This is a genomic window from Trichormus sp. NMC-1 (genome assembly GCF_001858025.1).
Lineage (GTDB): Bacteria > Cyanobacteriota > Cyanobacteriia > Cyanobacteriales > Nostocaceae > Anabaena.
Genome location: NZ_LZQD01000002.1, coordinates 951,375 through 976,750, shown reverse-complemented (window position 1 = coordinate 976,750; position 25,376 = coordinate 951,375). Strand labels below are relative to the sequence as shown.

Annotated in this window: 30 protein-coding genes and 1 tRNA gene; 16 read left to right on the top strand and 15 right to left on the bottom strand. The window is 41.3% G+C overall.

Annotated elements, in window-relative coordinates; translation table 11 throughout:
- Positions 1 to 28: 28 nt before the first annotated feature.
- Entirely contained in the window at positions 29 to 505 is a 477-nt protein-coding gene (locus A9Y75_RS11045) for a hypothetical protein (protein ID WP_071189585.1), read from the bottom strand.
- 162 nt (positions 506 to 667) lie between these two features.
- On the opposite strand from A9Y75_RS11045, the gene hetZ reads away from it, so the two are divergent.
- The 5 genes from hetZ to gmk all read left to right on the top strand — a co-directional run bounded on the left by hetZ (position 668) and on the right by gmk (position 6,878).
- On the top strand, positions 668 to 1,858 hold the full coding sequence (gene hetZ / locus A9Y75_RS11040; RefSeq protein WP_071189584.1) for a heterocyst differentiation protein HetZ: 1,191 nt from the start codon (positions 668 to 670) through the stop codon (positions 1,856 to 1,858).
- 148 nt (positions 1,859 to 2,006) lie between these two features.
- Positions 2,007 to 2,828, top strand: coding sequence for a PatU (locus A9Y75_RS11035; RefSeq protein WP_071189583.1), 822 nt, complete (start codon positions 2,007 to 2,009; stop codon positions 2,826 to 2,828).
- Positions 2,829 to 3,128: 300 nt separating this feature from the next.
- Complete coding sequence (locus A9Y75_RS11030; protein WP_071189582.1) at positions 3,129 to 5,450, top strand: DUF3488 and DUF4129 domain-containing transglutaminase family protein; 2,322 nt, start codon at positions 3,129 to 3,131, stop codon at positions 5,448 to 5,450.
- Positions 5,451 to 5,843: 393 nt separating this feature from the next.
- Complete coding sequence (locus tag A9Y75_RS11025; RefSeq protein WP_016949896.1) at positions 5,844 to 6,110, top strand: DUF370 domain-containing protein; 267 nt, start codon at positions 5,844 to 5,846, stop codon at positions 6,108 to 6,110.
- Between the two features lie 171 nt (positions 6,111 to 6,281).
- Positions 6,282 to 6,878 carry a guanylate kinase gene (gmk, locus tag A9Y75_RS11020; protein ID WP_071189581.1) on the top strand — a complete coding sequence of 199 codons (597 nt, stop codon included), beginning with the start codon at positions 6,282 to 6,284 and terminating at the stop codon, positions 6,876 to 6,878.
- Positions 6,879 to 6,975: 97 nt separating this feature from the next.
- Here gmk and A9Y75_RS11015 read toward each other — a convergent pair whose 3' ends face one another.
- From A9Y75_RS11015 to A9Y75_RS11005, 3 genes are all read right to left on the bottom strand, one after another.
- Positions 6,976 to 7,497: a photosystem I reaction center protein subunit XI gene (locus tag A9Y75_RS11015; protein WP_071189580.1), complete on the bottom strand. Its 522-nt coding sequence runs from the start codon at positions 7,495 to 7,497 to the stop codon at positions 6,976 to 6,978.
- Between the two features lie 116 nt (positions 7,498 to 7,613).
- Positions 7,614 to 7,763, bottom strand: a complete 150-nt coding sequence (gene psaJ, locus A9Y75_RS11010; RefSeq protein WP_016949893.1) for a photosystem I reaction center subunit IX — start codon at positions 7,761 to 7,763, stop codon at positions 7,614 to 7,616.
- A 39-nt stretch (positions 7,764 to 7,802) separates the two neighbouring features.
- Positions 7,803 to 8,297: a Photosystem I reaction center subunit III gene (locus A9Y75_RS11005; RefSeq protein ID WP_071189579.1), complete on the bottom strand. Its 495-nt coding sequence runs from the start codon at positions 8,295 to 8,297 to the stop codon at positions 7,803 to 7,805.
- A gap of 224 nt (positions 8,298 to 8,521) precedes the next feature.
- On the opposite strand from A9Y75_RS11005, the gene tsaD reads away from it, so the two are divergent.
- Together tsaD and A9Y75_RS28405 are read left to right on the top strand one after the other, a co-directional pair.
- Complete coding sequence (gene tsaD / locus A9Y75_RS11000; protein ID WP_071189578.1) at positions 8,522 to 9,565, top strand: tRNA (adenosine(37)-N6)-threonylcarbamoyltransferase complex transferase subunit TsaD; 1,044 nt, start codon at positions 8,522 to 8,524, stop codon at positions 9,563 to 9,565.
- Positions 9,566 to 9,570: 5 nt separating this feature from the next.
- Positions 9,571 to 9,771 (top strand): hypothetical protein, encoded by a 201-nt coding sequence (locus A9Y75_RS28405; protein ID WP_177176153.1) that lies wholly within the window; start codon positions 9,571 to 9,573, stop codon positions 9,769 to 9,771.
- Here A9Y75_RS28405 and A9Y75_RS10995 read toward each other — a convergent pair.
- Together A9Y75_RS10995 and A9Y75_RS10990 are read right to left on the bottom strand one after the other, a co-directional pair.
- Positions 9,752 to 10,669, bottom strand: coding sequence for an alpha/beta hydrolase (locus tag A9Y75_RS10995; RefSeq protein WP_071189577.1), 918 nt, complete (start codon positions 10,667 to 10,669; stop codon positions 9,752 to 9,754). The two genes, A9Y75_RS28405 and A9Y75_RS10995, sit on opposite strands and share 20 nt — an antisense overlap.
- 93 nt (positions 10,670 to 10,762) lie before the next feature.
- On the bottom strand, positions 10,763 to 11,482 hold the full coding sequence (locus tag A9Y75_RS10990; RefSeq protein ID WP_016949888.1) for a hypothetical protein: 720 nt from the start codon (positions 11,480 to 11,482) through the stop codon (positions 10,763 to 10,765).
- A 1,066-nt stretch (positions 11,483 to 12,548) separates the two neighbouring features.
- Between A9Y75_RS10990 and A9Y75_RS10985 the strand changes: the two genes are divergently transcribed.
- From A9Y75_RS10985 to prmC, 4 genes are all read left to right on the top strand, one after another.
- Positions 12,549 to 13,076: a GNAT family N-acetyltransferase gene (locus A9Y75_RS10985; RefSeq protein WP_071189576.1), complete on the top strand. Its 528-nt coding sequence runs from the start codon at positions 12,549 to 12,551 to the stop codon at positions 13,074 to 13,076.
- A gap of 267 nt (positions 13,077 to 13,343) precedes the next feature.
- A tRNA-Pro gene (locus A9Y75_RS10980) sits at positions 13,344 to 13,417 on the top strand.
- Positions 13,418 to 13,852: 435 nt separating this feature from the next.
- Positions 13,853 to 14,656, top strand: coding sequence for a Tic22 family protein (locus A9Y75_RS10975; RefSeq protein ID WP_071189575.1), 804 nt, complete (start codon positions 13,853 to 13,855; stop codon positions 14,654 to 14,656).
- A 5-nt stretch (positions 14,657 to 14,661) separates the two neighbouring features.
- Positions 14,662 to 15,588: a peptide chain release factor N(5)-glutamine methyltransferase gene (prmC, locus tag A9Y75_RS10970; RefSeq protein WP_071189574.1), complete on the top strand. Its 927-nt coding sequence runs from the start codon at positions 14,662 to 14,664 to the stop codon at positions 15,586 to 15,588.
- Between the two features lie 103 nt (positions 15,589 to 15,691).
- Here the strand turns inward: prmC and A9Y75_RS10965 are convergent, their stop codons facing one another.
- Positions 15,692 to 16,249 carry a Uma2 family endonuclease gene (locus A9Y75_RS10965; RefSeq protein WP_071189573.1) on the bottom strand — a complete coding sequence of 186 codons (558 nt, stop codon included), beginning with the start codon at positions 16,247 to 16,249 and terminating at the stop codon, positions 15,692 to 15,694.
- A 676-nt stretch (positions 16,250 to 16,925) separates the two neighbouring features.
- Here A9Y75_RS10965 and A9Y75_RS10960 point away from each other — a divergent pair.
- Together A9Y75_RS10960 and A9Y75_RS10955 are read left to right on the top strand one after the other, a co-directional pair.
- Positions 16,926 to 17,504: an L-threonylcarbamoyladenylate synthase gene (locus tag A9Y75_RS10960; protein ID WP_071189572.1), complete on the top strand. Its 579-nt coding sequence runs from the start codon at positions 16,926 to 16,928 to the stop codon at positions 17,502 to 17,504.
- An 18-nt stretch (positions 17,505 to 17,522) separates the two neighbouring features.
- The gene (locus tag A9Y75_RS10955) at positions 17,523 to 18,428 is read left to right on the top strand and encodes a HAMP domain-containing sensor histidine kinase (RefSeq protein WP_071189571.1); all 906 of its coding nucleotides are present in this window, start codon (positions 17,523 to 17,525) and stop codon (positions 18,426 to 18,428) included.
- A gap of 285 nt (positions 18,429 to 18,713) precedes the next feature.
- Here A9Y75_RS10955 and A9Y75_RS10950 read toward each other — a convergent pair whose 3' ends face one another.
- The 6 genes from A9Y75_RS10950 to A9Y75_RS10930 all read right to left on the bottom strand — a co-directional run bounded on the left by A9Y75_RS10950 (position 18,714) and on the right by A9Y75_RS10930 (position 23,487).
- Positions 18,714 to 19,217 carry a GNAT family N-acetyltransferase gene (locus A9Y75_RS10950; RefSeq protein WP_071189570.1) on the bottom strand — a complete coding sequence of 168 codons (504 nt, stop codon included), beginning with the start codon at positions 19,215 to 19,217 and terminating at the stop codon, positions 18,714 to 18,716.
- A gap of 180 nt (positions 19,218 to 19,397) precedes the next feature.
- Positions 19,398 to 19,811: a hypothetical protein gene (locus A9Y75_RS10945; protein WP_071189569.1), complete on the bottom strand. Its 414-nt coding sequence runs from the start codon at positions 19,809 to 19,811 to the stop codon at positions 19,398 to 19,400.
- A 141-nt stretch (positions 19,812 to 19,952) separates the two neighbouring features.
- On the bottom strand, positions 19,953 to 20,930 hold the full coding sequence (gene secF, locus A9Y75_RS10940; protein ID WP_071189568.1) for a protein translocase subunit SecF: 978 nt from the start codon (positions 20,928 to 20,930) through the stop codon (positions 19,953 to 19,955).
- A complete protein-coding gene (gene secD, locus A9Y75_RS10935; RefSeq protein WP_071189567.1) occupies positions 20,927 to 22,339 on the bottom strand; it encodes a protein translocase subunit SecD in 1,413 nt (470 codons plus the stop codon). The genes secF and secD overlap by 4 nt, the downstream gene beginning before the upstream one ends.
- An 8-nt stretch (positions 22,340 to 22,347) precedes the next feature.
- Positions 22,348 to 22,479, bottom strand: coding sequence for a hypothetical protein (locus A9Y75_RS30140; protein ID WP_269086289.1), 132 nt, complete (start codon positions 22,477 to 22,479; stop codon positions 22,348 to 22,350).
- 24 nt (positions 22,480 to 22,503) lie between these two features.
- Positions 22,504 to 23,487: an alpha-ketoacid dehydrogenase subunit beta gene (locus A9Y75_RS10930; RefSeq protein ID WP_071189566.1), complete on the bottom strand. Its 984-nt coding sequence runs from the start codon at positions 23,485 to 23,487 to the stop codon at positions 22,504 to 22,506.
- Between A9Y75_RS10930 and A9Y75_RS30135 the strand changes: the two genes are divergently transcribed.
- Together A9Y75_RS30135 and A9Y75_RS30130 are read left to right on the top strand one after the other, a co-directional pair.
- Positions 23,475 to 23,597, top strand: a complete 123-nt coding sequence (locus tag A9Y75_RS30135) for a hypothetical protein (protein WP_269086288.1) — start codon at positions 23,475 to 23,477, stop codon at positions 23,595 to 23,597. The genes A9Y75_RS10930 and A9Y75_RS30135 overlap by 13 nt on opposite strands.
- A 340-nt stretch (positions 23,598 to 23,937) precedes the next feature.
- Complete coding sequence (locus A9Y75_RS30130) at positions 23,938 to 24,060, top strand: hypothetical protein (RefSeq protein ID WP_269086287.1); 123 nt, start codon at positions 23,938 to 23,940, stop codon at positions 24,058 to 24,060.
- A 234-nt stretch (positions 24,061 to 24,294) separates the two neighbouring features.
- Here the strand turns inward: A9Y75_RS30130 and A9Y75_RS10925 are convergent, their stop codons facing one another.
- Together A9Y75_RS10925 and A9Y75_RS10920 are read right to left on the bottom strand one after the other, a co-directional pair.
- Positions 24,295 to 24,507 carry a helix-turn-helix transcriptional regulator gene (locus tag A9Y75_RS10925; RefSeq protein WP_071189565.1) on the bottom strand — a complete coding sequence of 71 codons (213 nt, stop codon included), beginning with the start codon at positions 24,505 to 24,507 and terminating at the stop codon, positions 24,295 to 24,297.
- Between the two features lie 6 nt (positions 24,508 to 24,513).
- Positions 24,514 to 24,726, bottom strand: a complete 213-nt coding sequence (locus A9Y75_RS10920; RefSeq protein WP_071189564.1) for a helix-turn-helix transcriptional regulator — start codon at positions 24,724 to 24,726, stop codon at positions 24,514 to 24,516.
- Positions 24,727 to 24,896: 170 nt separating this feature from the next.
- On the opposite strand from A9Y75_RS10920, the gene A9Y75_RS10915 reads away from it, so the two are divergent.
- Complete coding sequence (locus A9Y75_RS10915; protein ID WP_071189563.1) at positions 24,897 to 25,349, top strand: hypothetical protein; 453 nt, start codon at positions 24,897 to 24,899, stop codon at positions 25,347 to 25,349.
- Positions 25,350 to 25,376: the final 27 nt, after the last annotated feature.

The window sequence follows — 25,376 nt, the reverse complement described above, 5'->3', positions numbered from 1 at the left end:
AATTCAAAATCTAAAATCTAAAATTGATTCAGGCGATATTAGGTGGTACTTGCTGACTGGCTCTATGTTGTTGCAGATTCTGTTGAATTAGGTTTTGCAGCTCAGTTTTTCCCACTTCAATGGCGTTGTTAGTTGTGCCAGGAGTCTCAAAAAAAACTATACTATCTACTGGCTCTAATGCAACCAATTGAAACAAAACGTGAATGACAGGAATGGCTTTAGCTGCAACTTGAGGGTTAAGCCCAACAGATGAGAACAAGGAGACATCCTGTAATCTAGGAAAAGCGTAAACCACGCGCTTCTCTAGTTCTGGATTTGCCTTGTTACTTAATGTAGTTAAAATCCAGCTTTCCTGTATATTTTGGAGAATATAGTACTGAGGGTAGCGTAACTTTTGAGCGATCGCTCTCAGCGCCGGGGCAATTGTAGCCACAATTTTTGGTGTCATCCCATCCTGAGGTGCATTGTCAATCAACAATTGAATTTGTACTTCTAAATCTGTCATGACTTATCAATGGCTCCTGAGTAATCTCCAGAATATTAAATCAAGGAACAGCGAACAGGGAAAGGTAACAACTGATAACTGATACGCAAAACTTATCAATCTAACGCCCATAACCTTACAGGTTGTGTTTAAGTATGTTAGGGTCTTTTTAAAATTTAGACTATGAATTCAGCCGCAACCGCAACTACTCAGGGAGACAAGTCTATCGGCGTGGAGGTTATATTTCAATTCCTATTGAAAGAACTACAGCAGTCAACCAAGGCTACAGAAAAAAATTGCCGCAGTGTGTCATTGCGAATTGCTGGCGAAGTACTGAGAATTTGTAATGAGAGTAAACGCATTCAAGCTTCCGGTGAAATCGAAAGCTCCGCAATGACCCTAGCCCGACATCGGCTGCAACAATGTCTCAGGTACTATCAATTGGGTTCCAATCGAGGCAGAGTAGAGTTACATAGTACTCTGAGTGCAATCATTTATCGCTATATTAATCCTCCTCAGAAGCAATTGAGCTATCAAGGGCGACTGACTATCATAGAAGATTTTCTTCAGAGTTTTTATCTGGAAGCATTGAATGCTTTCCGCAGGGAGAATCAACAAGAACAGACCTATCGCCCCCAAACTCTCCTAGAATTAGCCGAGTATATGGCATTTACCGAGCGCTATGGTAAACGTCGTATTCCCTTACCAGGAAGACAACAACAGCTAATTATCTTGCGAGCGCAAACCTTCTCACAACAGCAACCTCCAGAAACTAGCATAGATATAGAAAAAGCTTCTGAAGGCAGTAGTGGTGAATTTGATGGATCTTGGGAAGAGCCAGCCATACAACAATTGCGATCAGCAATGGCAATGCAACCAGAACCAGAACTGGAAGAAGAAACCCTGCGTTCAGTTGTGATTACGGAATTAATGGATTATTTACAGCAACGGCAACAATCAGACTGTGCTGATTATTTCTCCCTCCGTCTCCAGGATTTATCCGCGCCAGAAATAGAATCAATTTTGGGTTTAACCCCGCGTCAACGAGATTACTTACAGCAGCGCTTTAAATATCATTTAATTCGGTTTGCACTTTTGCATCGTTGGGAATTAGTTCATGAATGGTTAGAAGCTTCTTTACCCACTAATCTAGGCTTGACCCCTCATCAATGGCAAGTCTACACTGCAAAGTTGGATGCTCAAGATCGATCTTTGCTGGATTTGAAACAACGAGGAGAATCGGACGAAACAATTGCCAAAACCTTAAACTTGTCAATGGCACAACTGCAAAAACGGTGGTTTAAGATTTTGGAACAAGCTTGGGAAATTCGTAACTCATTAGTGTCCGGATCTAGTGCATCTACCCATGAATAGTGACTCACAACCCTTACAATACCAGTTGCTCGATTAGTTGTTGGCAGAATAATGTCAAACCGGCGAGTATCCCTCGGTAGAGTATGAGAAAATTGAAGGGGTAGAAGACCCTCTCAAGGAAGCCACTACATAACGTGGTGAGCCAGAGTTGGGAGGAAAACCCCAAACCTTTCAACTAGGAGAAATTCCTACTGTGCAAGAACGTTTTCAAGCCGTCCTTAAGCGTCGGTTACAAGTCGAAATCCAAAACCACCCACCTTTATTCCCTTGGGAAAGCCAATTAATAGATTATCCCGAATTTGTGGAAGAGCCATCGATTGCCTTAGTTCCTGCCTGGGGGTGGTTGGCACAGCAATCGAAGCTCAATCTGCCAGTTTCTTTACCAGAAAGAATTTTCCAGCAATTGATGGAAAAGTGTCAGTCATTACTGACATCTTCTCTACCCTTAGGCCCTAAACTGGTTCAAGCTGTAGAGAGCTTTTTTCCTGAAGATTACCAGTTAATAAATGATGTAGCTGGCTTGGTACTCAGAAGCGCTTATCGTTCTGTAGATGTTCTAGAGACAATACCCAATATTCAGAGCGATTACTCAGATTTACAACCACGTCAACAAATGGCGTTGTCGTTAATGGCAGCTAAACAACTGCTAGAAAATCTGACTCTGCCAATTTCATTCACTAATCCGGTGATAGAAAAACAATGGCAAACTGCGGCTGGAACGCTAAGTATCAGAGTAGAACTACAGTCGTTGGGTAAACTCACGAAGTTACGGGTTCATAGTGAATTACCCACTCTAGGAGTTTTGAAGCTTCATGGCAATGGGACTCAAGCAGTGTCACAATCTGGAGATTCAAATAAACCGAGTGTGGAATTATACTGTAAACGTACCAACCAGACTTGTACTCTGGAAATTGAATGTCCAGAACTAGAAGAACAACCATTACTATTGGCTATTAATCTGACGATGTAATTCAAATTACCACCGCTAGCACTCTCAATTCATAAACAGCGATAGCAAAAGATAATAATCCTGGTTTTCAAGCTTACTCCTCTTTGCCAACAACAGTAATTAGGGCATCTATTAGTAAGTAACTATGAGCGGGACACTTGCGAAAAGGCGTAGATTCACTTAGATGATTAAAGGGAATCTAAAGCTAGGATAGGGTAGGGCTAAGATTGAAGACAAGGTAATCAGTTGTCGTCTCTAGCATTGTGTCCGTAGCGTCTACATCATAGTTTTACTTACTTCAAAATGTTAAATTTATCCAGGATGAATCGGTTTCGGCGCTTACCTGTAGGTGATTACTGGCGACAAACTAGACAGCGGTCGTCCTTAGCAGAAGTGGAAGATTCAATCCCCTTACGGGTGCTGGTGCTAGCGTTGGTAATTTTAGGGACTGTGGCGACGGATATTGCATCGGAAACTACCTTTAGTTTTTGGGCAGTGCCTCTGAGTATGGTTGGTGCTATTTGGAGTCACTACCGTCGCCGCAATGCTAATATTCCTGTCAAGTTCTGTATTGCTATAGGAATGTTGGTGGCACTAGGTGCTTTTTTTGGGCGGTTTATCGGTGAGTGGAATGATACAAGGCTGAGTCTGGCAGAATTACTGATTCAACTTCAGGTACTACACAGCTATGATACTCCTCGCCGCAAGGATTTAGGTTATTCGATAGTTATCGGCTTAATATTGTTAGGTGTAGCTGCAACATTAAGTCAAACTATGGCGTTTGCACCTGTGTTGCTGTTATTTTTAGGCGTGGCTTTGCCAACTTTAGTCCTAGATTACCGCTCACGTTTGGGTTTAAAGCCATCAAAAAAAGAAAAAATTGCTAAGAAGAATTCTTCAAGCTTCAATTTTAAATTTTTAGTTGTAAATTTTTTGGTAATTTTGGGGCTGGGACTGGGAATTTTTGCTGTTTTACCGAGGGTTCCTGGTTATCAGCTACGTTCGTTTCCTGTAAGTGCGCCGATTGAATTAAAAGGCCCGTTTACAGGGCGCAATATCAATAATCCCGGTTATGTTCGCCAAGGTAATAGTCAAGGTAATGGTAGCGGCACGGGAGAAGGAAGAACTGGTGAAGCAGGAAAGATAGATAATAATTTTTATTACGGTTTTAATAGCCAGATGAACCAAAACCTGCGGGGGGAAATGAAACCCAAGGTGGTGATGCGGGTTAGATCCCAAGCAGAAGGTTTTTGGCGAGTTCTGGCTTTTGATCGCTATACAGGTCAGGGATGGGAGATTTCTCGTAATGATCAAGTTACTACTCTTAAGCAATTGCCTTGGTCTTACAAAATTTCCCTTGATCTGCCAATCATCACAACTCCAACCAAAGAAGTAGTACAAACTTATAACGTGGTATCAGATTTACCTAACCTGATTCCCACTCTGTCTTATCCCAAAGAAATGTATTTTCCGGGGCCTGTGATCGCAGTTGATACCGAAGGGGGTTTGCGATCGCCTGTACAATTATCAGAAGGGATGACATACACGGTACTTTCAGAAGTACCCTACCGCGATCGCACTTTGTTAGGTAAAGCCTCGACTAAATATCCCCGCAATATCAAGAATTATTACCTGCAAATTCCGCCAGAAATTAATGATAAAGTCCGACAAAAAACGGAAGCTATTCTGGCTAACTATAATCATGAACGGGTTTCTCGAACTGAAGACACTAGAACCCTAGATTCAGCTTACGAAAAAGCACTTTACCTAGCTCAATACCTCAAGCAAAATTACTCTGTCCCAGAAAATCCTTTGGGACTACCTTATTTAGATCAAAAAGAGGACTTGGTAGAATCCTTTTTGTTCAAAAATCAAGGAGGCTATGCAGACCACTTTTCTACTGTGCTAACTGTGATGTTGCGTTCCATAGGCATTCCCGCACGGTTAGTAGCAGGATTTGCTCCAGGAGAATTTAATCCATTTACAGGAATGTATGTTGTCCGTAACACTGATGCTTATGCCATGACGGAAGTTTATTTTCCTAAATATGGCTGGTTCAGTTTTGATCCAATTCCCAATCATCCCTTAATTCCTCCATCAATTGAGGAAGATCGGACTTTTAGTGTCCTACGTCAGTTTTGGAATTGGGTGGCTGGTTGGCTACCTTCACCCGTTACAGGGTTGCTGAATAATGTATTTGGGGCAATATTTAGCTGGTTCGTTAGAGCGATCGCTTGGTTTTTAGCTTTATTTTCTCAAGGTTGGGTAGGGGTATTCACTGCCTTAATTGTAGGGACAACCACCGCTTTCTTAGGTTGGTTGGGTTGGGTACAGTGGCGAAAATGGCTTAATCTTCGTTGGTTGAAAAAATTGCCCCCAATGGAAAGCCTGTATCAACAAATGCTACAATGGACAGCCGAAAAGGGTTTGGGTAAACATCCAGCCCAGACACCTTTAGAATACGCCCAAGTATCATATCAGAACCATCCTCAGGCAACTGCTGTGGTCATAGATGAAATTTGTCAAGCTTATGTAAGTTGGCGTTATGGAGGTAACAGTCCTAACTGGAAACAATTACAACAAAGATGGCAAACAGTCAAAAAAACAGCTAAAACTCGACAAAACCAAAAATCAACGGTATAAGCTGACGGGGAGAAGAGGAAATTCATCTCTCCCCATGTCATAAAAGTAGTTCACAGTGCTTTCCATCCTGAAATCAATGTTTTTTTCAGCCAATCCTTTTCAAAGAACCTGAAAACTAATAGCTCTTGAGTTCCAAAATCTTTCTTCCTTGCTTCTTGCCTCCTACAAAAAAGCTTCTGCGGTGATATCCATAGCGTGTATGAGTATAATTTCCCATATATCTTTGGAGAGATTTTTAGTAAATTTAGCTGATAAATAGCTAAAAAAAAGCAGTTGTTATTAAAAAACTCAATATACCAAGACTTTAAGCGTTGTAACTACGATTCTTTAGGTATAACATGGGAATAAGTTTCTAACAAGCTTTTTCTAGCGCTTTTAGCGTCAGTTTTTTTTATGGACATTCAATTAATTAACATAGGTTTTGGCAACATCGTATCCGCCAATCGAGTAGTTGCCATTGTCAGTCCAGAATCTGCCCCAATTAAGCGGATTATTACCGATGCTAGGGATAGAGGTCAACTGGTTGACGCAACCTATGGTCGCCGGACTAGGGCTGTAATTATCACTGATTCCAGCCACGTGATTTTATCAGCGATTCAGCCGGAAACGGTAGCAAATCGCTTTGTCATTTCCCGTGATCATCAAACTGTAGATAATTAATCGTAGGTGGGTGATCAACCCACCGCTATTTGCACTATATTGGCCGTACCATGTGAATTAGACAAATTTTCTGTCACCAGTGCTACAAATTTCTTAGTCCCAGCTTGCCCTCGCAACTAACACAAGACTAATGAATAACATCTATTGATTAATTCACAAGTTGAACGGATCATGCAAGTCTTACCAATACATAGTGGTGCTACTACAAAAGAATGCCAATCTCCGGGCAAGCTGATTGTTTTGACAGGCCCTAGTGGAGTCGGCAAAGGTACTTTAATGCAAGCGCTCCTCCAGCGTCATCCAGAACTGTATTATTCAGTATCTGTAACGACTCGTTCTCCGCGCCCTGGAGAAACTAACGGCAAAAACTATTACTTTATTAGCCGTAGCAAGTTTGAACAATTAGTTGCTCAAGGGGAATTCTTGGAATGGGCAGAATTTGCTGGTAACTATTACGGCACTCCACGTGAAGCTGTACTTAACCATATTCAGTCTGGTAAGTTGGTGGTGCTAGAAATAGAGCTAGAAGGGGCAAGACAAATTCGTGCTTCCTTCCCTAGCGCCCTCAGCATTTTTATTCTGCCGCCGACATTTTCAGAATTGGAGAAACGGATACGGGGACGGGGACAAGATTCGGAAGAATCGATAGCTCGTCGTCTGCATTGCGCCCAAACAGAAATTCAAGCCGCAGATGAATTTGATATTAAAATCGTAAATAACGATTTTGAAACCGCTGTCAATGAAATTGAAGCGGTCTTATTTCGATAAATAGCAGTTTAACAACACACCTATTTTAGTTATGGGTAATAGGTAACAGCAACAAATAACTGAACAATTACCTATTACCCATGATTCAAAAATCAAACTAACCGACTAGACCTTGAATGATGCCCAAGTTGCCAGTCAAAAAGTAAGCAACTACCGCACCACCAATACCGCCAATTAAGAAAGCACTAGCAAAGTTATTCCAGCTTTCCTTAGAGTTAAAAGCATCTACAGGAGGATTGGGAACAGTAACGCTGGCAAGTGCTTTAGCAGGATTGCTATTAGCATACAAGGATAGGCAGGCAGTGAGAATCACAACCAAGCCAATACTACCTAGTAAACCCGCTAAGTTAGCATTGGGTGCATCCCGCAGTGGACCCAATTTAGAAAATGGACCAAACAGCAAGTAACCATGAGCCATGCCAACTTCTAGTCCCCTTCTAAAAGGAGTAAGACCTAGACGATAAGCAGGCAAATTGCCGATAAACCACTTCACCAAAGGAGAAGAATTAATTGGGGTTTCTAGGTTGCCATCCTGTGGATCACGTCCAGCAGGTCTAACTGTCTCCCGGTTTCTAGGATCACTAGGGAGATTTTTTGATGCATTTACTGCTTGCGCCATATTTTATGTTGCCTCTAAATGAGAATCGTGGCATTGATTTCAGTGGTCAGTAAACAGTTATCAGTTAGCAGAGTGTTTACTGTTTACTGTTTACTGATTTAAATCACATTTTCACCCTATGGTAGGGGGTGAAAAAGTAAGTCAGGGAAAAAGCGGTTAAATTCAATCAAAATGCCTGCTGTTATTGTCAGCCAAATGGTTGCTGCCACAGGTGCTGTAGACAGAAATTTAACAAAGTAGGTTGATTGATCGCTTTTTTCAGCCATGAATTTAGTCTCCAAAACAAGTGAATGAGTACAGATGAATTAGCGGGGAGAAACAGTAATTTCTGAATCCTTAGCTGTTAATTCACCTGAAAGAAATTCTTTCAGTGCAGCTACAGGCCAAGCAAAGCCGGAAGAAATAATGGGTAGGGCGATGCCAAGATCGATTTGAATTTCCTTTTGTTCAGAATCAGATCCCTTGCTGACCGCTTGCAAATAAGCGCGACCAACCCAACCTATCCAACCAGCAATATAGAGGAAAAGGATACTGGGGATCAAAAAGTCGCCAGCCCGATCAAGCCGACCATCAACAATCAGGTGAGGATAACCCTCAGGTCCACACAGGGCTTGAGAATAACGCTCAAACCGCTTTTTCCCTGATTCTGGGTCAGCAGTGGTGTTACGGGCATTTTGTGCTAGTGCTTGAAATGCGGGAGAGTCTTTGCAAGGTACAAGGTTAGCTCCTAGGGCTTGAGCTTGAGGAGCAAAATTGAACCAAAGACCAATCGCTAAAATCAAAGCAAACAATCGTCGCATGGAGTTGTTTCCTTTTATTACAAAACAAGAAGTTCTTTGTACAAAACGAAGCGGCTTGTACAGTGTTTAATTTGGATAACTAGCAAGTCATCATACTCTTGGCCGGGAACCGAGTAAAGTTTAAGTAAATAAAAGTTAAAGCTTCTCAACGAAAAGATAGGGAACAGGCAACAGGCAAGAGTTACAATATATTACTTTTTACCACTCCCTCGTCCCCAGTCCCTATGCCAACCGTTTTAGCAATCGAAACTAGTTGTGATGAAACTGCCGTCGCAATTGTGAACAATCGTCAGGTGTACAGCAGTATCATAGCCTCGCAAATTCCCGTCCATCAGCAGTATGGTGGAGTTGTGCCAGAGGTCGCATCGCGCCAGCATTTAGAAACGCTCAATCAAGAAATAGCGCAAGCAATGGAGCAAAGCCATAAAGATTGGGGGCAAATTGATGGCATCGCTGCCACTTGTGCGCCTGGTCTCGTAGGAGCGCTGTTGGTGGGGTTAACAGCGGCCAAAACCCTGGCGATGGTACATAAAAAACCATTTTTGGGGGTTCATCACCTCGAAGGCCATATCTACGCGACTTACTTGAGTGAGTCAACTTTAGACCCCCCATTTCTTAGCTTACTCGTTTCAGGCGGACATACAAGCTTGATTTATGTAAAGGATTGTGGTAATTACGAAACCCTGGGAGAAACCCGTGATGATGCGGCGGGTGAAGCTTTTGATAAAGTGGCACGATTGTTAAAGCTGGGTTATCCAGGCGGTCCAGTAATTGATAAACTCGCACAAACAGGAAATCCCCAAGCCTTTGCACTACCAGAAGGGAAAATTTCTCTACCGGGTGGCGGTTATCATCCCTATGATGGGAGTTTTAGTGGTTTAAAGACAGCAGTCTTGCGGTTGGTGCAGCAGTTAGAGAAGGAGGGTAGAGAAGTACCTTTGGCAGATGTAGCGGCGAGCTTTCAGGAAACTATAGCGCGATCGCTAACCAAAAGAGCGATCGCCTGCGCCCGTGACTATGGTCTAAATACAATTGCTGTGGGTGGTGGTGTAGCAGCGAATAGCGGGCTAAGAAAATTCTTACAAGCTGCAGCTGCCGAGCATAATCTCCGCGTTCTCTTCCCCCCCCTAAAATACTGTACTGACAACGCCGCTATGATAGGATGTGCCGCATCTGATCATCTATCTCGTGATCACACTTCTGCCCTCACATTAGGCGTACATTCTCGCCTACCCCTCAGCCAAGTTATGAATTTATATGAACATTAATTGCAATGAAAGAAGACGCGGGGATGGGGAGATGGGGAAGAAGAGGACGCGGGGACGCGGGGATGGGGAGACGCGGTGAGAAAGAGAGATTGTCTTCTGAGAGTCAACTCTTTCCCCCTATCCCCCTGTCTTCTTTTCCCATATCTTCGTGTAAGAGCGTCCCCGTGTCTCCGTGTCCTCTTGTCCCTATTCCCTATTCCCTGTAACCAATGAGCGGATATGATGGGCAACTGCATCTGGCTGCTCTAACATTGCCAGGTGTCCACAATCAGGAATTTCAATCACATTATCGCCAACGTATTGAAAAAGCGGGTGAAAACTCGCTAAATGGCGTACATACTTGGGTTCCATCACCTTGTCATCAGCACCAGCTAAAAAATAAACTGGCTGTTTTAGTTGTGACACTAACTGTGGTAAGCGGTTAATTTCTTCCTCAGTAGTAGATTCTAAAAGTGTTCCTAAAGAAGCTTCTGGGTCAGCCACAAGGAAATCAATTACCCGTTGTCGCGCCCAAACGCGTTCTAAAGGACGTGATACGCTTGCTCTGGTAAACAGTAAATCAATCAAAGGAACTTGGGAGAGCCAACGTGGGCGGACTTGTAAAAATTTCTGACCAGCAGCGCGGAACTGCTCAAATGCCTCTTTAAGATAAATTCCACCACCAGCATTAATACAAATGACTCCTTGCACACAATCAGGTAGTTGAGCAGCTGTCCACAGGGCAATAGTACCTCCCAGAGAATGACCAATTAGCCAAACACTGGAAATATTCAGTTGTGCCAAGAGAACTGCTAAATCCTGAGCATAAGCAGAGGGCGAATATAAAAAATCGAAAGGAGAGCTAACCACACTAGGATCTGCGGAATTGAGGTTCAAATCAGTTTCTGCGCGATTAAAATCTAATTTCGCCTGAGACGATGATTCTCCAAACCCCCGCAAATCATAAGACAAGCACTGTAAATCAACTGATAGGCGAGAAATCACAGGTTGCCAGTATCCACGGCTATTTAGCCAACCGTGGATGAACACTAAAGCATGGGGGCAAGAGGTGGGAGCCGTTAGCTCGTATGCGTGGGGAACGCCTAAGATTTCTATTGTTGCCATACCTAATATCGTACCCCTAAGAGCGGGTGCGACTAAATACGGTGAGGGAAAAACAAATTCAACTTCAAAATTCTGAATTTGAATTTGCTATACTTATCGACCGAGTAACCTCTGTCGCACTCCTTCAGCAATTTTGTTACCAAGATATTCAGGAATCAGGCTTTCATTTGGTCCCAACAAATAGAGTATCAGCCTTGTCCGGCCGCGCCAAACCAGCAAATTGGCATTGACTACCAGCAGGTCTTCTTGCCAGATACCATACATGACTTTATAAAATAATCCTGGTTGATTATCGGCTTCAATCACTAAGGCGGGAAGATGAAAAACTGGATCAACATAGAACTCAGTTTGTACCTGCTCTAACCCGGCATTCAGGTTAAATTCTACTGCCAGCATTTCTTCCACCTCAAACCGACTTCCCAAAGCCTCACGAATGGCACGGCAAACATTTTCTGCTGTTTTTTCAGTCAAGGCTTTGCTGCCACGAGACACGAGCAGTTTGATAAACACTAACATCGGTGGTCGGATCTGACCATATAAACTCAGACCGTGGATAGTCAAACCATAGGCAGCCAGCACACCAAAAATATCGCTGAGGAGAAATGACTGATTCCGGTACGCGAAATGCAGGGCGCTTTTATTGCCCTCCGGTTTCATCTCTATAACTGCGCGTCTAGTTTTATACAGACGATATGCCAGGCGCAAATTTTGTAGTTGAATCTCACTGCTAACAAATTGCTCATAGAATTGGGGAAACGCTCGGTTGAAGCGCTTTAGGAGTTCCAGTGTCGAGGATTTTAAACCAGAAGTCATTTTTGGCGGTAAGACTTACTTGCTTTGTTAAAACTAAAGCTAAAAACTGTATGATCTACTACTTCTGTCTCATATCCTTCCGTTTCGGCGGCTTGAACATAAGCTTTACATAATAACCGGAATAGTGGATGAAGTTAGGTATCATACCAGCTACAACCGAAAATTCTACATACTTTACATAATTTATGTAAGCATTCGATTTTCTTTAAAAATCCTCGTTTCTTGGGGCAGGGAGTGTGAAAATGTCGTATTAGATTTAAATAACAAAAATCTAGTCAGATATAGTCAAATATTAACATCTGTGGCACAAAAATATCATTAATTTTTGCCTATATTATGTGATGCAAGATGTGAATGTGATATATTTAGTCTTGAGTTCAAGAAGTCTAGATCCTTGAAAAGTGGTGAAAGTCCTGATCTGAGACTGCACCAAAGTCAGAATTGATCCGACTATAGCTCCTGTGTGACAGGAAATCCTATAAATCAGACGAAATAAAACATTTTCAAGAGTAGCTAATCAAATCAGAACCCAAAAACGAGAAGTCAGAAAAAAGTATTTTACGTAAAGTAGTCCCGACACCTTTTAGTCTAGGGATAGGGGAGCCACTGCGTTAGGCGGATTTCCCGACTTGTAGCAAGTGGCGTGGCGTTGTAGTGCCTCCTATGCCTTCGGCACGGCTTCGCCGAACGGAGGAGCTTCGCTAACGCCCCGTCGGGGTTATTCCCGGCAAACAAAGGGCATGAGATATTTGTCTATGTTTTTTGGAACTATCTTGATTTTAATGGATCAGGAAATCAACCACCTGAAAAAAATCAGTAGCCGAAAGGCAGTGCATCTTCAAAAAAATCTCCACTGCTTTAGCTAGGGGAGTGTGAAAACAAAATGCTAAAGTTAAAAATGATTGGTGTGAAACATACAATAAATGGCTGTTAACATTTCCAATGCCCGAAACACTCAAAAATTTTTCTGTGTCTGGGGATAAGGTTGTAACGGTTGTATCGAGTGTGAATCAACGCTCTCAATGAGTGGAAACCAATTCAGTCATCTTAACCGAACCACGTTGGCATGGGTTTTTGGAAAACTTGGTTTAGTGCTTCTGAATCTGTAGCGACAAATAAAACAACTGCATTTGAAGAGAATACAGCAGACAATAGAGGCAACTCTAGCGTCGGTAACGATAATATCGTTTTCAGCACCGAGCGAGATATCGACCTGTATGAACTCGAAGAACTCTGTGATGCAGTTGGTTGGTCGCGTCGCCCTCTGAGAAAAGTAAAAAAAGCCATTGAGCATAGTTTCCTCGTCGCTACCATGTGGCAAGTGCGCGGAAATCAAAAAAGGTTGATTGGTTTTGCCCGTGCTACCTCAGATCATGCTTTTAATGCCACTATCTGGGATGTGGTAGTTCACCCAGACTTCCAAGGTCAAGGGCTGGGCAAGACATTGATGAAATATGTTCTCAAAAAATTGAGGAATGAAGAGATTAGCAATGTTACTCTCTTCGCTGACCCCCAGGTGGTAGATTTTTACCGAACTATGGGGTTTATGCCTGACCCAGAAGGTATTAAAGGAATGTTTTGGTATCCTCACTAATCCCTAATTGGAAAAAAAACTGCTTGTAACTGGAAAATTCAGCTATGATGTCTAAGATGTGATATTATGGACAGGTTGATTCAAAATTCAGTCGTCTAGCTGATCAACATGAAAACTCTTATTTAGGAAGTAATATTATTTTTCCTGGGTAAGAGGCTTCGCAATCAGCTTGAAGTATGATATAATGATTTAGAGCAATGCCTAAGTAAAACATAATAAGATTTATGTAATGCTTGAGCAAAGGCTCTAAAGTTAGAGTAGTTTTTTCGGGATGTAGCGCAGCTTGGTAGCGCGCCTGCTTTGGGAGCAGGATGCCGCAGGTTCGAATCCTGTCATCCCGATTTATAAATATGGATATGAAACCTGGCGCTTTCTATAAATCTGGATATCAGGTTTGATTTTTTTAGATGAAAAAATGCTTTTATTGATATAAACTAAAAATGTTTAATTTTGGGATAAAACATTAAAGCGATGGCTTTGATTTGGAACGATTTATTTATTCATAGCGTCACCCATAACTGAGAAAAACAATAAAATAGCATTGTTCTGATCAAGAGTCCGGGTATAACTCCCCGCTTGGGAAGAAATATAATAGGCACATACAGCATTTCCTAGTGAATGGCAAGGCAATTTTCAAAAAATTAGCTAAATCTACTAGTTATTTACCTATAAAATGGCTTAATAGATAACTGAAACTAGTTACTGCTGTATAAATTCTAACCTTTTTCCAATTGTTTAAGTTAATTCAACTATTGATATTGAAGTGAGGAGTTGTTATGAAATCATTAGTTCGCTGGGGCGCAACTTTAGGTCTAGTAGGAAGTACATTTTTCTTAAGTGTTGTTGGCCTCAATATTCCTGTACTGGCATTATCAGAACAACAAATAAAAGATAAACTAGACTCAGTACCTGTTTACTTAATTACCAATGATAAAGGTCTACCCCTAAGTCGTAATTTACCCGATGGTCAGAATGGGCAAAAAGGTGGCTCAGTAACGGGTGTATATATGAGCCGACAAGAAGCTTTGGCTTTTATCAAAGAACTGCGGAATGCCAAAAATAAAGACCCGAAACTGGAGGACATGGCCAAAAAACTACAAGTTACTGCCGTGCCTTTAGGTGTAATTTATCAACAATTGCAACAAAGCAAAAACCAACCAAATCGCCTTTTATTTGCTTTTAAGCCTGTAGAACAAGAACTGAAAGGGGCTTTAGACTTGCTACGTGCCAGCGGTCAAAAAATAGATCAGTTTAAGAGTGTACCAGTTTTCGCTGTTAGATTTGCACCTGATAAAGGGTATGTACCTATTCAACTCGGTGGTGAGAAACAGCAAACTATTCCTTTATTCTTGAGTAAAAAAGATGCACAAGGTTTATTGAGCCAAGTGAAGCCGAAGTTTCCTACGGCTGATATTCAGGTGATAGATGTAGATGGGGTGATTAAAACTTTAAAAGATAAAAACGATTCGTGGTTAAACCAAGTGGTTTTGGTTCCATCCCCTGAATCTAGAGAATACATCAGAACTTTGCCGAAGGAAAATGCTCCTAAGCCAAAAAGTTTACCGTCTAAGCAGCCTTAATCAGGATGGAGAATCAACAGCCAAAGGTGATTTCTGGTATAGAAATATGGCAATGGCGGAATATAGCAATTCAAAGTGCGATCGCTCATGATGTCTCACCGCTAGAAGTAGATTGGCTGTTACAGGAAATAGCTGGATTAGACCGTTTGGCACTGCGTTTGGAGTCTTTCAAAGCATGGAATCAAATTCAGATTCAGTTGTCTTTGCAAGAGTTAGACCTGTTGTGGCAAAGTCGCTTGTATGAGCGCTTGCCAGTACAGTACATTGCTGGAGTTACACCTTGGCGAAAGTTTAAACTCGCAGTGTCAAGTGCGGTTTTAATTCCTAGACCAGAAACAGAGATGTTGATTGATTTGGCTGTGGCCGCTGCTAACCAATGTCAAGATGTTTCATGGAACGTCTCTACACAGCAACATTGGGCAGATTTGGGGACTGGTAGTGGTGCGATCGCTCTGGGATTAGCTGAGGTATTGACAAATGCTACAATTCATGCTGTTGATTTGAGTGCAGAAGCATTGGCTGTTGCTAAAACTAATGCTGAAAATTGGGGTTTTATTGAACGGGTTAATTTTTATCAAGGTTCTTGGTGGGAACCGTTAGAATCGCTGAAGGGTCAGTTTAGTGGGATGGTATCAAATCCACCTTATATTCCTAGTGATACGGTACTGACTTTGCAACCGGAAGTAGTTAAACACGAACCACATCTGGCTTTAGATGGTGGTGTTGATGGTTTAGATTTTATTCGTCATTTAATAGAAGTTTCCCCTCAATATTTGCGTCCGGGTGGGGTTTGGTTGATTGAGATGATGGCGGGACAGGCGGATATAGTGCGGGAATTATTGGAAAACAATGGTAATTATTGTCATATTTCCATTCATGCTGATTTAGCGGGAATTGAACGTTTTGCTGTGGCTTATATAAAAAATGTCTGATTCTGACAAAAAAGATAATTTAATTCATTGCATCCTGTAAATCCTTAAATCCTGGAAATCCTGTTCGCGGAGCGTGGCGTTAGCCATTTCAGACAACAAAAATTTAGGGAATACCAGCTTGTTGAAAAATTTGTTCAGAAGTAATTACCAAACCTGGAAATAGAGAATCTTCTAAACTATCTTGACTGCGTTTTGTTTGCGGACGTGTATCAGGATAAAATATAGTTACAGTTTTAGCTTTAGGATCTATTACCCAAACTCTCAACACACCTGCATCAAGATAATCTGTAGCTTTGGCGCTCATTTCGCCAAAAGATTGATCCGGTGATATAATTTCAATTACTAAATCTGGGGGAATTGGACAAGCTTCATTTTCAATTACATCACTTTGAAAACGAGAATAAGAAATATATAATAAGTCTGGAACAGGAACCCAATCTTTACCACGAATTTTTAAAATAACCGCCCATTCTACACCAACTTCACCTTGATTTTCTGCCCATTGGGTGAGAATTAAACATAAGGCTATAGTCAATCGAGAATGGAATCTTTTTGGTGACATTTTTGGTTTTGCTTCCCCGTTAATTAATTCATAGGTGATATCCTCTTCTGGAAGAGTGAGAAATTCTTGTAGTGTAAGTTGATGTTTAATAGCAATCATAGATAAATTTATAGTTAGTAATTATTAAATTATATCTGAATAAATAATATTTTGTCTGAAATGGCTAACGCCACGCTCCGCGAACAGGATTTCCAGGATTTAAGGATTTTCAGGATGTGATTGTTAAATTTTCCCTGATTAAATTCAACTAGATTCTAGTAGTGTAGGTAGGGCTATGCCTTACATAACCAGGATATCGTGGGCAATGCCCACCCTACGTAAAATTTCAAAAATCAAATATTAGTCTTATATCTGAATAAATAATATTTTGTCAGACAATTTTATATTATTTTCTCCTTTACCTCCTTCTTACCGCAGCTACCAAACCGGGATTATCCCATTCATACATTTTCACCAATTGAGAAATACCTTGTAAGTACTTTTCTAGCGTGTTTCTGGTATCTGGTTCAACCATGCAACTTGACGCACACAACGGTTTAATTTTTGTAAAAAATCCATTGTTAATTCTATTCTCTCATAATTCACCCCACTCCTCTAAGGGCAAGCCATGACGGGGCTATGATGTACCTTATAAAAAAGGAATCCGCTGTAACAAACCAGTAAAATTACCTTAGTGCTGATTTTACCATCCTGGTGATTGGAAATCACAGCTACACAAACAAAACCCACTTATGCGGGTTTATCTCCAAAATAAATAGGTAGTTTTCTGATATTTATGAATGTTTCTCTAGAAGTACTGATAAACGCTGCAAAAGCTGGAAAATTAATCAGCTTCCCCACAGATACCGTCCCCGCATTGGCCACCATACCCACACAAGCAGAATTGATTTATGCTGCTAAACAAAGAAGTTTTGATAAACCTTTGATTTTAATGGCTGCTAAAGCTGAAGATTTGTGGGATTATGTGAAAGGCAATAATATTGAATATGAAATTTGGCAAAAAGTTGTTAATCAATATTGGCCTGGTGCGTTGACTTTGGTTTTACCAGCTAGTGATAAAATTCCTAAAGTCATGAATCCTCATGATCCAACGACTATTGGAATTAGAGTACCAAATCATCAAGTTGCTCAAACTATTTTGGCACAAACTGGACCAATGGCTACAACTAGCGTCAACTTATCAGGACAACCTGCTTTAGAAAATCGAGCCGAAATAAACATTCATTTTCCAGAAGTTCTGACTTTAGAAGCGACAGAATATAAAGGTTGGGGAATACCTTCTACTGTTGCTAAATGGACAGGTAAAGATTGGCAGATTTTGCGACAAGGTTCGATTAAATTGGATCAGGATTAGAATTCAAATTAGAAAATAATGAATTTTATTAATTGGCTATATCTAGGAACAGGAATAGGATTAGGAATAGGTTTTTGTAAATTATTTCTACAGTCTTCCAAATCAACACCCACTCCTTCTCCAAGTGCGCCACAACAGGCAGAAACTCAACTTTTACAACAATTGAAGCAAAGCCAACTGGCCTACGAAATGGCGCAGGAAATGAGCCAGTTTCAAGCGGGTTTTTTGGCGCGGACTAGCCATGAATTGCGATCGCCCTTGAATGGTTTAATAGGGTTACACCAGCTGATTTTGAACGATTTGTGCGAAAATCCAGCAGAAGAAAGAGAATTTGTGGGACAAGCTTATGAGCGATCGCTAAAATTGTTGAAAATGATGGATGAAATTCTGAGTGTCGCCCGAACCGAACATGGGACAAACAAATTAGATATTCAGCCTATACAGCTAATTCAAGTTTTACAAGAAGTTCATAAATTAACTCATATGCTGGCGGCCAATCGTAATTATCCCTTGACTGTGACACTTCCAGAACCGGAAATTTACGTTTTAGCAGATATGCGCTGGCTACGCCAAATATTGCTAAATTTAGTAGACACGACAATTTCTCAAATGGAAGAAGGCAGTATTTGCCTTTCTACTCATATTCTACCTATAAATAATTGTATTCATATCTGTTTAGATATTCCCAGTCATGCTGTAATTTGGAGTGAGCGAATAGACTTAATTGAATCTAAAGAAAGTCCAGAACAAGAAAATACCAATTTGTCTTCCGAAATGAAGCTATTGCTCAATCAAAAATTATTAGAAGTGATGGCAGGAAAACTAGAAATTGTCCCATCTCCCATCACCCAAGAAGTAACACAGAATTGGACTAGGTTACAAATATCTATGCCCCTAGTACCGCAGGGCGGAATTAAAAATTAACAATTAAAAATTAAAAAAGCAGATGATACATACAAGCTTTTTAGTAATTTTTAATGGTTGGTTGATTTAAGCCGTTGTGTATTAGTAAGTACGTAGACAGAATTAAATGTAAGATAAAATTTTTGTCGTAGTGAGCGATTTATCGCTCTTTTACTAGGTTTGATAGGGCTAAAGCCCTTACTACTAACTTTTCTTTTATTCAGTCTTACTACTTACAAAACGGCATAAGTTAAACAAAGTGAAAAGCTTGTTTAATTCGCTTTTTTAATTTTTAACTGTTAATTTTTAATTCTGAGAAAGCGGTACTAATGATTCTTGAAACTGAACTTCTCCAGTTGCAGGAGAACCTATATGAGATTGATTGTATAGCACCATCGTGGTTGTGCTATTACTTTGAAAACCAATCTTTTCATAAAATGCCTGTTGGTTAGTAGTCATCAGGTAAACACGCTCTACTTGCATTCGCGGATGACTCAAAACTGTTTCTACTAATTTAATTCCCAGTCCATTGCCTTGATACTCTGGGTGGATGACAACATCCCAAATTGTAGCGCGATAGATACCATCAGAAGTAGCTCTAGCAAAGCCAATTAATTGCTCTTTATCCCACACACAGATCACTGGTTCACTGTTAGCAATAGCTATCCCTAAATCCTCAACACTACGCCCTTTTGCCCAGAAAGCGGCAATATCAAATAGGTTCTGGAGTTGGTAAAGATCAATTTCTGAAGAGCTTTGTCCTTTGCTAAAGCTACGCTGCTCGCTAAAGTGAATCTGAGAATATTTCATGTTTAGACACCCAATGTTCGTAATATCTTCGCTACGGTTATGTCATATTTTGCTAGAAATTACTGAAACTGTATATATATAGGCAACTCAACAATTAAAATGTCTCTGATATTATGACCGACAAAGCCATACAGAGGAGCTATGCTCACCAAATCCAAAGAACTTCTTGCTTGTACCTATTCATTGACAAACCCACTTCCAGAGAGGATGAGTAGGACCTTGCTGACGGATGCGACAAACTTGTGTTTCTAAGCGTTGCTTTTCCTGTTGTGGTAGTCCCAAAAGAATATTCCGACTTTGCCAAACTAAAACAGAAATAGTTATGGCAATACAAAAGGATAAACCAAGAGTAGCTAGTGGATGAAAAGCGAGTCCATATCGCACTGCTACCCAAGTAAAATATTGTTGCCACAAAGCCATTTCTGCACGTAAATCCCATAAGCAAGCAGGTGCAATCAGGAGCCACGAACCGCCAGCAAATAACCACCTGCCATAAACTGTTAGCTGGTGTAACCTCTGTACTTGGCGAATAAAAGTAGCGTCAGGGTTTTCAATGATTGAATCATTAATTGGTGGTTCTTCCTGTTGAGCCATAGGACAAGAAAATTACAATATAGCAGGAAGCAGAGAATGCAGAAGGAGTAAGGGGAATTTTCCTAATTACGAATTACGAATTACGAATTACGAATTACGAATTACGAATTATTTTAATCCCATTTTGAACTAATCCCTGAGCTAACTATCCTGGGAACTAACAGATGTATTAATTGCTTCAATTGTAGATGTTTCTGTGCGCTCTCGCCACCAAGTTAATAGTGTACTGGCGATGAAAATACTGGAATAAGCCCCCATAATAAAGCCAATAATGAGAGCCAAAGAGAAATAATGCAGTGTTTCTCCACCAAATAGGAAGATAGCAGATAATGTCAGTAAGGTTGTTAAAGTAGTGTTGATTGACCTAGATAAAGTTTGGTTGACAGCATCATCCACAATTTCCGCAATGGGAAGTTCGGGATTGAGTTTAATAGTTTCCCGAATCCGGTCATAAATTACCACCGTGTCGTTAACGGAGAAACCTGTGATGGTCAGCAACGCGACGATAAAGAGGCTATCTACTTCTATACCTGCAACTAAGCCCAAAATTGAGAACACACCGACAGTAACTAAAATATCGTGGAATAGAGCCACAATCGCAAACAGGGCATAGTCTAACTGGAAGCGGAAACTCATGTAGATAGTAATACCTACAAATGAAACTATTAGAGCTAAAACCCCAGAAGTAAATAACTCTTTTCCTAATGTTGCACCTACGGAATCAATTTGATTTTTTTGCGGGTCAAAAGCACCTATTTTTTCGCTTAAGGCGTTTTGTAACTTGGTACGCTGGTCAGTCTCCAAGTTTTTTGTGCGAATGGTAATGCCATTTTCTTGACCATTTTCGGAGATTAATTGGATGCTACTATCTCCAAGTCCCTGTGATTTAGCAACTTCCCGAACGGCGTTGATATCTATTGGTTGGTCACAGTTATTAGGTGGACTACAGTCTCGAACTAGCTGCAATCGCGTCCCACCGATAAAATCTAAACTGGGGCGTAAAGGTGCTTTGATAGCTGGTGTTTGCCAAGAAATCACCATTGAGATGATACCGCTAAGAATGATAGCAGCCGAAATAGTCCACCAGAGCGATCGCGATTTGTTAATACTTAGTTTCATTGAGCTACCTCCACTTTCTTCACTTTTGGCACATTAGGACTGTAAAGTTCTGTTTTCCGCCAAGAGGGAATGGAAATAGCCAAAAACATTAATGTGCGACTACAGGTAATGGCTGTAAACATACTCACTGCTACCCCTAAAGCTAAAGTGAGAGCAAAGCCTTTTACTAACCCTGAACCCAGCCAAAATAGTGCTGCACAAGCAATCCAGGTAGTAACATTACTGTCTAAAATGCTGGAAAATGCCCTATAAAAACCAGATTCTACAGAACGATATAAAGATTTACCTGCTTGCAATTCTTCCCTTGTCCGTTCAAAAATTAACACGTTAGCATCTACAGCCATACCAATACTGAGAATAAAACCAGCAATTCCCGGTAAGGTGAGGGTGACACCCAATAAACAAAAGGTAGCCCAAGTCAGAAGCGAGTAAATCACTAGTGACACATTCGCTATCATTCCTGGTAGTCGATAGTACAAGACCATAAAAATTAAGACTAAAGTCAGACCACCAATACCAGCGTAAATGCTGCGTTGAATACTGTCTTTACCTAGAGTTGCTCCTACTGTCCGTCTTTCAGCAATTTCTACAGGTACAGGTAACGCGCCACCTCGTAACTGCACACCTAAATTGTTCGCTTCTTGGGCTTGAAACCGACCTGTAATCACCGCAGAACCGCCTGTAATCCCTGTTGTGGCAAATTCTATACCCACACTAGGAGAACTAATTAGTTCATTGTCAAGAAAAATACCGATACCGCGTCCAGTCCCAGCCAGGGTTTTAGTCAATTCTGCAAATAGTTCACCGCCCTTTTGATCAAAACGAATAGCTACATTCCAACTATTGCCTTGAGTGGGTTCACCGTAGGCATCCTTGAGATATTTACCTGTGAGTGGTGGGTTGGTGCTTTCAAATAATTCCGCCAGCGCTTGATTACTGTTGTTTAAATCTTCTTGATTTTTAGCAATTGCTTCTTTATCACCACTCTTTCTCAACTCTTCTTGTTTAGCTTTGAGTTCGGAGCGTGATACTTGCAGCGCAAATACTTGAGTTTCTGTATTCGGTTTTTGAATCTTAAATTCTAACTGGGCTGTACCCCCTAGTACCCGTTCTGCTTGTTCTGGGTCATTCACTCCCGGCAGTTGTACTAAGATTTTATCTGTACCCACAGTTTGAATTACTGGTTCCGAAACGCCTAAACCATTAATCCGTCCTTCGACGACTTTCTTCACGGCCTCCAATTCTCTTTCGGTGATTTGCTTAATTTCCGCTGTTGGTTTCACCTGAATTGTAAGCTGTGAGCCGCCCCGCAAGTCCAATCCCAAGGGTACGGGAATTGTCGCAATCACCGCAATAGCGGCGATGACCAAAACTATAATCAACGCTAATAGCGATCGCTGTCTTTGCATACTATCACTCACAACTGACAAATGCTATAATAGCGTTCTTTGATCGCGTTATGAGTAGAAGTTTTGATAGAGAGCAGGTGACAGGTGACGGGTGACAGGTGACAGACAAGAGAAAGAGTTTTTAAGATTACATTACCCATCACCAATTACCCATCACCAATTACCTAAACTCGCAAAGCTACCATTTTTTGGACTGCTTCAACGATTTGCTCTGGTTGGATAATTGTTAGGCGTTCTAGATTACCGTTGTAAGGTGTGGGTATATCTTGGGAAGAAAGCCGCAGTACAGGTGCATCTAATTCATCAAACAAGCGATCGTTGATAGAAGCGGTTAATTCTGCGCCAATACCCCCAGTTCTCATGCACTCTTCCACAATCACTACACGGTGGGTTTTGCGGATTGATGCGCCAATAGTATCAAAATCAAGGGGCTTGAGAGATATCAAGTCAATAACTTCTGGATCGTATCCTTGTTTTTCCAAAGTTTTTACGGCTTGCAGGACATGATACCGCATCCGGGAATAAGTCAAAATTGTGACATCTTTACCTTGACGGACTACTTCAGCTTTATCGAGTGGGAGTAAATATTCTGTTTCTGGCAGATTTTCTTTTAAGTTATAAAGCAAAACGTGTTCAAAAAATAACACAGGATTATCATCACGGATTGCGGCTTTAAGCAGTCCTTTGGCGTTGTAAGGTGTGGAACAAGCGACAATCTTTAACCCTGGAACAGCTTGGAAATAAGCTTCTAGTCGCTGAGAATGTTCTGCACCTAACTGTCTACCTACTCCACCAGGGCCACGAATGACCATAGGGATTTTAAAGTTACCGCCTGAAGTGTAGCGCAACATCCCGGCGTTGTTAGAGATTTGGTTGAAGGCTAAAAGCAAAAAGCCCATATTCATGCCTTCAATGATCGGTCTTAACCCTGTCATTGCGGCTCCTACAGCCAACCCTGTAAAGCTATTTTCGGCAATAGGAGTGTCTAAAACTCTGAGTTCGCCATACTTTTGATATAGGTCTTTGGTTACTTTATAGGAGCCACCGTACTGTCCTACATCTTCACCAAGAACAAATACGCTGGAATCACGCGCCATTTCTTCATCAATGGCTTCCCGGAGGGCGTTGAAAAATAGTGTTTCTGCCATTTAGACCTTTATTACAATTTATTGTTTTAGAATTTTATCGTGTCATTGTCCCCAATACCGTCAGCGATCGCACTCTTATTGACGACTGGGAACTGGGAACTGGTGACTAGGTACTGGAAACTGAGGACTGGGTAGTTATAGCAGGACTCAGGAGTCAGTAGGGGCGTATTGCAATACGCCCGTACAGGAGGAGGCAGTGCGGTGGACGGGTTCCCCGGCATAAAGCAACTGCCGTTCAGGAGTAAAACCCTCTTGTAGTGGGAGTTTCATTATCAATTGATGTCCTAACCACCCTGTCTACGGCTATACCATAATCACTAGTGACACATTCGCTATCATTCCTGGTAGTCGATAGTACAAGACCATAAAAATTAAGACTAAAGTCAGACCACCAATACCAGCGTAAATGCTGCGTTGAATACTGTCTTTACCTAGAGTTGCTCCAGTGCGGTGGACGGGTTATTTAGACCTTTATTACAATTTATTGTTTTAGAATTTTATCGTGTCATTGTCCCCAATACCGTCAGCGATCGCACTCTTATTGACGACTGGGAACTGGGAACTGGTGACTAGGTACTGGAAACTGAGGACTGGGTAGTTATAGCAGGACTCAGGAGTCAGTAGGGGCGTATTGCAATACGCCCGTACAGGAGGAGGCAGTGCGGTGGACGGGTTCCCCGGCATAAAGCAACTGCCGTTCAGGAGTAAAACCCTCTTGTAGTGGGAGTTTCATTATCAATTGATGTCCTAACCACCCTGTCTACGGCTATACCATAGTTTGAATTTTGAATTGTGAATGGAATCACCCTACTCTTCTACAACATCATATAAATCTTCAATCAAAACTTCAAATGTCCGTGCCAGCTTTTGCAGAGAAGTTACGTCCACGGTAGCCAAGCCCGGAGACTTAGCATAGTTCTTGAGCGTGGTGTATGCAATTCCTGAACGCTCTGAAACTTCTTTGAGAGTCCAGCCCTTCTCAGCCGCAAATTCTTTGACCCGCAACCTCACCAAGCCCATAGTTTATTATTCCTGCACTATTTCATACAAGTCTTCTATCAATACGTTAAAGGTTCGTGCTAACTTGTGTAAGGATGTCACATCAACAGTTGCCAACCCAGGAGAACGCGCATAAACCTTGAGCGCACTGTACCCTACACCAGAACGATCAGACACTTCTTTTAATGTCCAACCATTCTCAGCCGCAAATTCTTTTATCCGCAACCTTACCAAACCCATACTTGACAAAAGATATGTATCTATCCTTTAATAGTTACAGGAATAAAAAGCGATCGCCTCCAGTCTACCAAACAAAAGAGCGATCGGCAATTTAAATATTCATTTAAACCTCTTGGTGTCTTTCACCCGAAAACCAGGTTCATCTACCCAAAAGATCAAAATCTTCAATCATGATAACACTTGAACAATCGAAATCCAACTCTGTCAATCCTTTATTTAAGTTTGTTACTGAAGAAGCAGTTGCGTTGCTGCTGAAAATTCCAGTTACGGAAATCAAAAATATTCGCTGCTGGCCGAATGTAATTTTGGTAATTTCGGAACATTTAGTCAGATTTGTTAGTTACGCCGACTTACCACCCATCTTAGATGCGGAACGACCTACAAATAAAGATATATTAACTTGGCGGAAGCGTTGGCGGAAGCAGAAAACACATCAAGCGCCAAAGTTCTGGAAAGAATTCTATAGCCTAAAATTTCGCCAAGCTAAAGACTCTGATGAATTGTATGCTTGGGGGCGACTTGTCAACATTCTCAAGTTTGCATTATCTCATGATTCCCTAGAGACGCTAAGAAACGTTTTTCGGGAAACTCGCAATTTTATCGTTGTCCCTGTACGCAAATAATCTCACGCCTAAATTATAGAGAAAGTT